6 protein-coding genes are annotated in these 9,579 nt (G+C 71.9%); 4 read left to right on the top strand and 2 right to left on the bottom strand.

What is annotated here, in order from left to right:
* Positions 1-166: 166 nt before the first annotated feature.
* Positions 167-1,777 (bottom strand): NADH-ubiquinone oxidoreductase-F iron-sulfur binding region domain-containing protein, encoded by a 1,611-nt coding sequence (locus ABZX30_RS11535; protein ID WP_355931817.1) that lies wholly within the window; start codon positions 1,775-1,777, stop codon positions 167-169.
* Positions 1,774-3,096 (bottom strand): cytochrome b/b6 domain-containing protein, encoded by a 1,323-nt coding sequence (locus ABZX30_RS11530; protein ID WP_355931815.1) that lies wholly within the window; start codon positions 3,094-3,096, stop codon positions 1,774-1,776. The genes ABZX30_RS11535 and ABZX30_RS11530 overlap by 4 nt, the downstream gene beginning before the upstream one ends.
* A gap of 409 nt (positions 3,097-3,505) precedes the next feature.
* Here ABZX30_RS11530 and leuS point away from each other — a divergent pair, with 409 nt between their 5' ends.
* The 4 genes from leuS (at position 3,506) to ABZX30_RS11510 (ending at position 9,475) form a co-directional block, all read left to right on the top strand.
* Entirely contained in the window at positions 3,506-6,394 is a 2,889-nt protein-coding gene (gene leuS / locus ABZX30_RS11525) for a leucine--tRNA ligase (protein ID WP_355931812.1), read from the top strand.
* A 120-nt stretch (positions 6,395-6,514) separates the two neighbouring features.
* Positions 6,515-7,249 carry a hypothetical protein gene (locus tag ABZX30_RS11520; protein WP_355931810.1) on the top strand — a complete coding sequence of 245 codons (735 nt, stop codon included), beginning with the start codon at positions 6,515-6,517 and terminating at the stop codon, positions 7,247-7,249.
* A 72-nt stretch (positions 7,250-7,321) separates the two neighbouring features.
* On the top strand, positions 7,322-8,167 hold the full coding sequence (locus ABZX30_RS11515; protein ID WP_355931808.1) for a DegV family protein: 846 nt from the start codon (positions 7,322-7,324) through the stop codon (positions 8,165-8,167).
* Between the two features lie 114 nt (positions 8,168-8,281).
* The gene (locus ABZX30_RS11510) at positions 8,282-9,475 is read left to right on the top strand and encodes a ComEA family DNA-binding protein (protein WP_355931805.1); all 1,194 of its coding nucleotides are present in this window, start codon (positions 8,282-8,284) and stop codon (positions 9,473-9,475) included.
* The last annotated feature ends 104 nt before the right edge of the window (positions 9,476-9,579 follow it).

Genomic DNA, 9,579 nt, shown 5'->3' with positions numbered 1-9,579 from the left:
GAGCGCCTGCATGGCATGCAGGAGGTCAGGAGTTCAATTCTCCTTAGCTCCACAGAAGTCGAAGGCGGATCACTCGATCGAGTGATCCGCCTTCGGTGTTTTTCGCGGTTCTCCTCAGCGTGACGGCGGGCCACCCGGGCATCCGGGTGGCCCGCCGTGCGCCCGCTCAGCGACCCAGGGCGCGGCGGCCGCGGCCCTGGGAGAGGACCGGCAGGTTGCGGGCCGGCGCCTGAGCGCGGGTGTCCTCCTCGATGCGCAGGGCGAGTGCCGGGCAGCGGCGCACCGCGCGCAGGGCCTTCGCCTCGGCGTAGCGCGGCACCTTCGCCTGCGCCACCGTCGGGAAGCCGTCCGCGCCGAGTTCGAAGACCTCCGGGAGGATGTCCGCGCACAGCCCGTGGCCCCGGCACAGCGTCCAGTCGACGAAGATCTTCTGGCGGCTGCTCCCGGTGTCCTCGGGCTCGCCGCCGCCCGGGATGCCCACCGGCATCTTGCCGTCCTCGAAGAGCGGCAGCACGCCCTCCACGGGCCGCCCGCAGCCGTTGCCGAGGACGTGCGCCGCCAGGTCGTCGGTGAACGCCTTGATCGTCGACTCCAGGAACATCGCGGAGCCGTCCGGGTGGGAGCACGCGCCGCGCCGCTTGACGTTCTTGGCGACCTGCTTGAGGGCCTCCAGGGCGGCCGGGCCGCCGCCGTTGAGGATGTCCTCCATGCCGCGCGCGGCGGCCGGCAGGCCGAGGTAGCAGGGACCGCACTGTCCCGCGCTCTCCTCCGCCAGCCACTGGGCCACCCGCAGCGACTCGCCCAGCGGGCAGGTCTCCTGACTGATCGGCAGGATCGCACCGGCGCCGAGGGCACCGCCCACCGCGTCCAGGGAGTTGCGGGAGACGATCGCCTCGTTGACCGTCGCCGCGTCGATCCACTTGCCGTGGTAGCCGCCGGTCAGCACGCCCTGCGGGACCGGCGGCGCGCCGGCCAGCTGCAGGACGTAGCGCAGCGGCACGCCCGTGGGGACCTCGATCACCATGGGGCGGGCGACCGCGCCGGAGACCGTCAGCATGACGGTGCCCGGCTCGTCGTACAGGCCGGTGTTGCCGTACCGCTCCGGGCCGATGCGGGCGGCGATCGCCAGCTGGGCGAACGTCTCGGCGTTCGACAGCAGCGTGGGCGCGCCGCCGACGCCGTTCTGCGAGGCACTGGTCTTGCGGCCGGGCGGGATCGCCGGGCCGCCGTCGATGGAACGGATCAGCGACGCGGCGGCGCCGGTGACCATGCGGATCGGGTTGCGCTGCACGAACGCCTTCAGCGCCGAGCGGCGGCCGTTGTCCAGCCCTCGTTCGGCGAGCGCGGCTTCCATGGAGCGCTGGGTGGACTCACGGGTGACCCCCACCACGAGCGTGCGGGCACCCAGGGCCTCCGCGACCAGCAGCGCGCCGTCCAGGATCAGGTGGGGCGCACGGTTGATGAGGACCGTGTCCTTGCGACAGGCCGGTTCGTCCTCGCTGCCGTTGACGACGACCACCGGCCGGACGCCCCGCTTGATAGCCGACTCGGCGACCGAGCGCAGCTTCCTGTGGAAGGGGAAGCCCGCGCCGCCGCGGCCCTTGAGGTTGATGGCCTCGGAGAGCTGCGCGAGCTGCTCGCCGGCCAGTGGTTCGAGCGGCCCGTGCACCTTCAGGTGCATGGGCAGGTCGAGTCTCTCGACAAGGTCGAAGCCCGACGTGAGCTGGGGAAGCCCGACCACGCGGACTTCCGGGACGTCGGGCAGGGCCTCGTTCACCTATAGCCTCCGGAAGGCGTGTTCCAAGGTTCGCCCGACCCCGGCGTGTCGAAGGGCGCGCCGGGGGCTGGTTCGCTGGCGGGACCGCTGTTGTACGTGTTGTTCGAGTTGTACGCGCCGTAGCGGGTGTTCGTCTCACCCGTGTTGTACACATCACTTCCGACGTTCCCGCCGGTGCCCGGATTGTTGTAGACGGGGATGGTGTATCCGGTGTCCGCGAGCGGGTCGTACGCCGACGGGGGCGCCTCGCCGACCGGCGGCGGGGACGGGACCGGCCAGCTGCCCGAGGTGCTGGACGGGCCGTCCACGCGCGGGAAGGCCTCCGTCGCCTGCATGTCCCTCGGCAGGTCCATGCGCCCGGTCTGGCCGGCCGCGAAGGACTGCTGGGACTGCCCGGGCGTCGAGACGGCCCGGTAGGCGGCCGCGAAGCCGGACGCGGGCTCCGGGGCCATCGGGCGCGCCCCGGTGTCGTACGGGGAGGCCGAGGAGGCTCCCGCGCGCGGGAAGGCGCCGGTGTCGGTGAACGCCGGCTGCTTCCCGTAGCCCGGCAGCGCGGACGAGCCCGTCCTGAAGGAACCCGTCTCGGTCATCCTGGCGCGGCTGGCGTCCAGGTCGTCGAGTTCCGGCCGCTCCGCGGTGCCCAGGAACGACACGAGCCGGTCGGCGACCTTGCGCTTGAACGAGCGCGGCGCGCCGCGCAGGGCCAGGGCGGCCATGATGCCTGCCAGGCACAGCTCGTACGAGATCATGAAGAACGGCTTCGCCGCGCGTCCCGCGAACAGGCCGTGGATCAGTGCCGCGCTCAGGGCCGGGTAGGCCAGCATGTGCATCGCGCGCCAGCGTGCGGCGACCGGCGCGGGGGCGGCGAACTGGTTGCGCAGCGCGCCGGTGATGCCCACGAAGATCATCAGCAGGCCGGCCAGCGAACCCAGGCCGATGAGCCCGGCGCTGCCCGTCACGCCCAGGCTGAAGGGGATCAGCGCGGCGATCAGGACGGTGTGGGACAGCGCCAGCTTGATGGTGACGTGCACCAGGAGGAACGCGATCGAGGCGATGGCGAGCACCCGGTGGATGGCCTGGGAGACGATCCGCTGGCGCGTGTTGAGGAAGATCCGGTCCTGCGTCACCAGGCCCCAGATCACCGAGCAGGTGAGGCTGACGAGCGACAGGACGCCCGCGCCGAAGTTGAGGAAGTCCTGGAGCCAGTGCCCTCCGGACACCACCACCACGGGTATGAGCAGCAGGACGACAGCCGTCGCCACCCCGTAGGCCGACCGGCCCGGCTTGGGGAGCGAGGTGTTACTAGCACGAGGGTTCATGGGGGCAACTCCGAGCGGTTCGGGAAAGCGGTCCCGCTGCCGAACTGTAAAGGGCGCCATACCGATCGGTACGGGGTTTGGGCTATTGCGTTGTTGTCAAAAGGACTGTCCCGCCGTTGCGATGTCCCTTAGTGGTTGTTACGCGAAGTAATCTCTGATCTTGGACCGGTTGGCTGTCGCTGTCCTAGAGGGATACGGAAGAGCGTCGCGGCTTGCTCAGAGCCTGCGGTACCCTAACGCCATGCGTGCCGTACGCCTTCTGCTTAGCGGGCCGCGCTGATCAGTCCCGACCGGCGGTGAGAGCCGGATGGTCGGCATCGGCGCGGCGTCCCCTCCTGTGTGAGGGGATTTTTCGTTTTCTTGAATGTCGCAGCCGCAGGCAGAGACGATCGATGGAGCTTTGAGGATCATGAGCGAGACGAACCCCGCTGCCGCCGCGGCCGCCGCTGCCGTGTCGACGGAGGCCGCGCCGCACCGCTACACGGCCGCCCTGGCGGCCGAGATCGAGGCACGCTGGCAGGACTTCTGGGACGCCGAGGGCACGTACGCGGCACCGAACCCGAAGGGTGACCTGGCCGGCGACCCCGAGGTGGTGGCACGGCCCAAGAAGTTCATCATGGACATGTTCCCGTACCCCTCGGGCGCGGGTCTGCACGTCGGCCACCCCCTGGGGTACATCGCCACCGACGTCTACGCCCGGTTCCAGCGGATGACCGGCCACAACGTCCTGCACACCCTGGGCTTCGACGCCTTCGGCCTGCCCGCCGAGCAGTACGCCGTGCAGACCGGCACGCACCCCCGCGTGTCCACCGAGGCCAACATCGAGAACATGAAGTCCCAGCTGCGCCGGCTGGGCCTGGGCCACGACAGGCGCCGGTCGTTCGCCACGATCGACCCGGACTACTACAAGTGGACCCAGTGGATCTTCCTGCAGATCTTCAACTCCTGGTACGACGACGAGGCGGACAAGGCCCGCCCGATCTCCCAGCTGATCGCCCAGTTCGAGTCCGGTGAGCGCGCGGTGCCCGGCGGACGCTCCTGGAACCGGCTGACCGCCGCGGAGCGCGCCGACGTCCTGGGCGAGTACCGCCTGGCCTACGCCTCCGACGCGCCCGTCAACTGGTGCCCCGGCCTGGGCACCGTGCTGGCCAACGAGGAGGTCACCGCCGACGGCCGCTCCGAGCGCGGCAACTTCCCGGTCTTCAAGGCGAAGCTGCGCCAGTGGAACATGCGGATCACCGCCTACGCCGACCGGCTGCTGGACGACCTGGAGGAGCTGGACTGGCCCGAGGCCATCAAGCTCCAGCAGCGCAACTGGATCGGCCGGTCCGAGGGCGCCCGCGTCGACTTCCCGATCGACGGCGAGCACATCACGGTCTTCACCACGCGCCCCGACACGCTGTTCGGCGCGACCTACATGGTGCTGGCCCCCGAGCACCCGCTGGTGGAGAAGTTCACCCCGGCCGCCTGGCCGGAGGGCACCCACGAGGTGTGGACCGGGGGCCACGCGACCCCGGCCGAGGCCGTCGCCGCCTACCGTGCCCAGGCCGCCTCGAAGTCGGACGTCGAACGGCAGGCCGAGGCCAAGGACAAGACCGGCGTCTTCATCGGCGCGTACGCCACCAACCCGGTCAACGGCGACCAGATCCCCGTCTTCATCGCCGACTACGTCCTGATGGGCTACGGCACCGGCGCGATCATGGCCGTCCCGGCCGGCGACCAGCGCGACTTCGAGTTCGCGCGCGCCTTCGAGCTGCCGGTCCGCTGCATCGTCGAGCCGACCGACGGCCGCGGCACCTCCACCTCGACCTGGGAGAACGCCTTCGCGTCGTACGACGCGAAGATCATCAACTCGTCGAACGACGAGATCTCGCTGGACGGCCTGGGCGTCGTCGACGCCAAGGCGCGCGTCACCGAGTGGCTGGAGCGCAAGGGAACCGGCGAGGGCACCGTCAACTTCCGGCTGCGCGACTGGCTGTTCAGCCGCCAGCGCTACTGGGGCGAGCCCTTCCCGATCGTCTACGACGAGGACGGCATCGCCCACGCCCTGCCCGAGTCGATGCTGCCGCTGGAGCTGCCCGAGGTCGAGGACTACAGCCCGCGCACCTTCGACCCGGACGACGCCGACACCCAGCCCGAGACGCCGCTGTCCCGCAACGAGGAATGGGTCAACGTCACCCTGGACCTGGGCGACGGGCCGAAGAAGTACCGGCGTGAGACCAACACCATGCCCAACTGGGCCGGTTCCTGCTGGTACGAGCTGCGCTACCTGGACCCGCACAACGAGCACCAGCTGGTCGACCCCGAGACCGAGCGGTACTGGATGGGCCCGCGCGAGGGACAGCCGCACGGCGGTGTCGACCTGTACGTCGGCGGCGCCGAGCACGCCGTGCTGCACCTGCTGTACGCCCGCTTCTGGTCGAAGGTCCTGTACGACCTGGGTCACGTCTCCTCCGCGGAGCCGTTCCACAAGCTGTTCAACCAGGGCATGATCCAGGCCTACGTCTACCGCGACAGCCGGGGCATCGCCGTGCCGGCCGCCGAGGTGGAGGAGCGCGACGGCGCGTACTACTACCAGGGCGAGAAGGTCACCCGCCTGCTGGGCAAGATGGGCAAGTCCCTGAAGAACGCGGTCACTCCGGACGAGATCTGCGCCGAGTACGGCGCCGACACGCTGCGCCTGTACGAGATGGCGATGGGCCCGCTGGACGTCTCCCGGCCGTGGGACACGCGCGCGGTGGTCGGCCAGTTCCGGCTGCTGCAGCGGCTGTGGCGCAACATCGTCGACGAAGCCACCGGTGAGATCACGGTCACCGAGGACGCGCCCGACGAGGAGACGCTGCGTGCCCTGCACAAGGCGATCGACGGCGTGCGCCAGGACCTGGAGGGCCTGCGGTTCAACACCGCCATCGCCAAGGTCACCGAGCTGAACAACCACCTGACCAAGGCGGGCGGGCCCGTGTCCCGTTCGGTCGCCGAGTCGCTGGTGCTGCTGGTCGCGCCGCTGGCCCCGCACGTCGCCGAGGAGCTGTGGCGCCGGCTGGGCCACACCGACTCGGTCGTCCACCAGGACCTCCCGGTCGCCGACCCGAGTTACGTCGTGGACGAGACCGTGACCTGCGTCGTGCAGATCAAGGGCAAGGTCAAGGCCCGCCTGGAGGTGCCGCCGTCCATCTCCGAGGACGAGCTGGAGAAGGCGGCGCTGGCCGACGAGAAGGTCGTCGCCGCGCTGGACGGTGCCGGGATCCGCAAGGTGATCGTGCGGGCGCCGAAGCTGGTGAACATCGTTCCGGCGTAACGCTCGGGGTAGTCCCCTACGGGCAGGTTCGGGGTTTTTCCGGAACCCCGGGCCTGCCCGTAGCGTTTACCGTGGAGAGCAGCGCGGGCCGGCCCGCGCGAAGCCGCCAGGAGGAGCGCCGTGGAAGCATTCGTCACCGTCTTCGCCCTGCTCTTCCTGCTGTTCGTCGTCCTCGGCGCCTACGCCACGGTCAAGGTGATCGGCGCCGCCAAGCGCGGTGTCGACCGTACGATCACCCAGGCCCGCCGCACGGTCGAGGACCACACACTGCGGGCCAAGTCCGTCGTCCAGCCCGGCCCGGCCGGCGAGATCGCGCAGCTCCGGCTCGGCCTGCGCACCTCGATGCGCGCCACCCAGGACGCGTTGCAGGCGGGTGTCGCCGAGGACGAGTCGCTGCGGGAGTCCCTCGGCCTCTTCCAGCGGCTCAGCGTGCACGGACACGAACTGGACGACGAACTCCGGCGTCTCGAGGCCGAGCCCGACCGTGCCAGGCTCGCCGAGCTGCTGCCCCAGCTGCGCAGCCGTACCGAGCGCGTCACCCGGTCCGCCGACTCGCTGCGCTGGGCCGCCCGCGACCGGGCCCACCGTTTCGCCGAGGACGACCTCGACACACTGAGCACCCAGATCGACGTCGAGACCGGCGCGCTGCGGCACTGGACGCGTTCGGAGCCCTCGCCCGAGCCGCGGCCGTGGCCCGACGCCCCGGCCGGGGACGGCCGGACCGCACAGCAGACCTGGCCGGAGCCCCCTCGTCCCGGCACCGCCGAAGAACCGGCCCGGCCCTCCCTCGCCCCGCCCGGCCGGCGCCAGACGTACGCGTGGCAGAAGAAGGCCCGCCCCGAGAGCACCACTTGATCCGGCCGGTTCCGGCCCAGGTCACCGGGGCCGGGCTGCCGCACGGGCGCCACGGCAGGTAACCTCCAGCTCATGTCCCGCCATGTCGCCATCGTCACCGATTCAACGGCCTACCTGCCGCAGCGGACGATGGAGCGCCACGGCATCACCGCGGTACCCCTCACCGTGGTCCTCGGCGACCGGGCGCTCGAGGAAGGCACCGACATCTCCACCCGCTCCCTGGCCCAGGCCCTCCAGAAGCGGCGCCCCGTCACCACCTCGCGCCCCAGCCCCCAGGTGTTCGCCGAGACCTACCGCAAGGTCGCCGAGTCCGGCGCGGCCGGCATCGTCTCCCTCCACCTCTCCGCCGAACTGTCGGGCACGTACGACGCGGCGGTGGTCGCGGCACGCGAGGCGCCGGTGCCGGTGCGGGTGGTGGACACCGGCATGGTCGCGATGGCCCTCGGCTTCTGCGCCCTCGCCGCGGCCGAGTCGGCGGAGGCGGGCGGCACCGTGGACGAGGCCGTCACCGCGGCGGAGAAACGGGCCGCGGGCACCTCCGCCTACTTCTACGTCGACACGCTCGACTATCTGCGCCGGGGCGGCCGGATCGGCGCCGCGCAGGCCCTGCTGGGTTCCGCGCTCGCCGTCAAGCCGCTGCTGGAACTGGACGGCGGCCGCATCGAGCTCCTCGAGAAGGTACGGACGGCGTCGAAGGCGATCGCCCGCCTCGAGGAGATCGCGGCCGAACGGGCGGGCAGCGCCGAGGTCGACATCGCCGTGCACCATCTCGCCGCCCCCGACCGCGCCTCCGCCCTCGCCGACCGGCTCCGGGCACGGGTGCCGGGGCTGGCGGACCTGCACGTGAGCGAGGTCGGCGCGGTGATCGGGGCGCACACCGGGCCGGGGCTGCTGGGAGCCGTGGTCTCGCCGCGGTGACCTGTCGTCAGCCGTATCGCTCGTGCGGGTGGCGCGGTTGTCCACAACCGGCGCGTCCTCCACGGAAATCGGGCAAGATCATCGCGAAGTGACGGGATGTCGGATCCTCGTCGCATGGCACTTCGAGCACGCTCCCGCACAGCACCCGCGACCAGCGGCCCCGGTCGGGCCCCCGCTTCCGACGGCCGCGTCCGGTACCGCCGGCCACCCGCTCGCCGCCCCACCCGGCACCACCCCACCCGCCACCACCGCGCACCGGCGGAGGAACTGCGCCGGCGAGCGGAACTGCTCTTCGCCGAAAAATCCCCTCGGCCACAGGAGTCGGGACACGGACCGCCACCGGGCCGGCCACGAGCGGGACAGCCACCAGCGGGCCGGCCACGAGCGGGCCGGCCACGAGCGGGCACGGCGAGCGGGGTGGGCACGACACCTGGCATGACGAGGGCGCCGGGGAGGCGCACCGCACCCGGCATGCGCACGCCGGTAATGCGCACGGCGCCGGTGGTGCGCACGGCGCCGGCCGCCGCGCCCACGGACGCCGTGCGGACCGGCTCTGACGACGAGCGGTCGAGTCCCGACTGGCGAGGACGGGCCGGGCTCGCGCTGCGCGAGCGGATGCCGGTGTGGTTGCAGGCGCGGTGCGGCCTGGAGCGGCGGGGCGTGATCGCGCTCACGGTGCCGCTGGCCGTCGCGGCGTTGTTCGCCGCGCAGCACTTCTGGACAGGCCGCGCCGAGTCCGTCAGCGCACCACAGGTGGTGCGGGCCGAGGCCCCGTACACGAACGACAAGAAGACGGAACCGGCAGGCAGCGGTGGGCACGGGCAGGGCACGCAGACCGCTCCCGGGAGCACCGCCAAAGCCGCCCCGGGCACCGGGACCGAGATCGTGGTGGACGTCAGCGGCAAGGTCCACGACCCCGGGATCCACCGTCTGCCGGCCGGTTCACGGGTCGCCGACGCGCTGCGCGCGGCGGGCGGGGTGCGCCCGGGCACCAGCACCGAGGGACTCAACCGGGCCCGCTTCCTCGTGGACGGCGAACAGGTCGTCGTGGGCGGCCCCGCACCGGCACCGGGCCCCGCACCGGCACCGGGCCCGGCGCCGGGAGCCGGCCCCTCGGCACCGGTTTCCCTCAACACCGCCACCGCGGACCAGTTCGAGTCCCTGCCCGGCGTCGGCCCGGTGCTGGCCCAGCACATCGTCGACTACCGCACCCGGCACGGCGGCTTCCGTTCAATCGATGAACTGCGCCAGGTCAACGGCATCGGCGCCCGGCGCTTCGCCGACCTGCGGAACCTGGTGCGGCCATGACCCGGACACCCACCCGGCCGGCGCGTTCCGGCCCCCTCCCGTCCGCCCGGGCGCCGAGCGAGGCCCCGTCGCCCGACGACGGCCGGCCGGGGCGACTCGTCGCC

The sequence above is a fragment of the Streptomyces sp. NPDC004542 genome, assembly GCF_040610035.1.
Classification (GTDB): Bacteria; Actinomycetota; Actinomycetes; order Streptomycetales; family Streptomycetaceae; genus Streptomyces.
Note: the sequence above shows the minus strand (reverse complement) of the source record. Positions and strands in the feature narration are given on the sequence as shown.

Coding starts and splice junctions, on each gene's coding strand:
- ABZX30_RS11530 (WP_355931815.1), bottom strand. CDS start 3,096: ATGAACCCTCGTGCTAGTAACACCTCGCTCCCCAAGCCGGGCCGGTCG.
- leuS (WP_355931812.1), top strand. CDS start 3,506: ATGAGCGAGACGAACCCCGCTGCCGCCGCGGCCGCCGCTGCCGTGTCG.
- ABZX30_RS11515 (WP_355931808.1), top strand. CDS start 7,322: ATGTCCCGCCATGTCGCCATCGTCACCGATTCAACGGCCTACCTGCCG.
- ABZX30_RS11510 (WP_355931805.1), top strand. CDS start 8,282: ATGGCACTTCGAGCACGCTCCCGCACAGCACCCGCGACCAGCGGCCCC.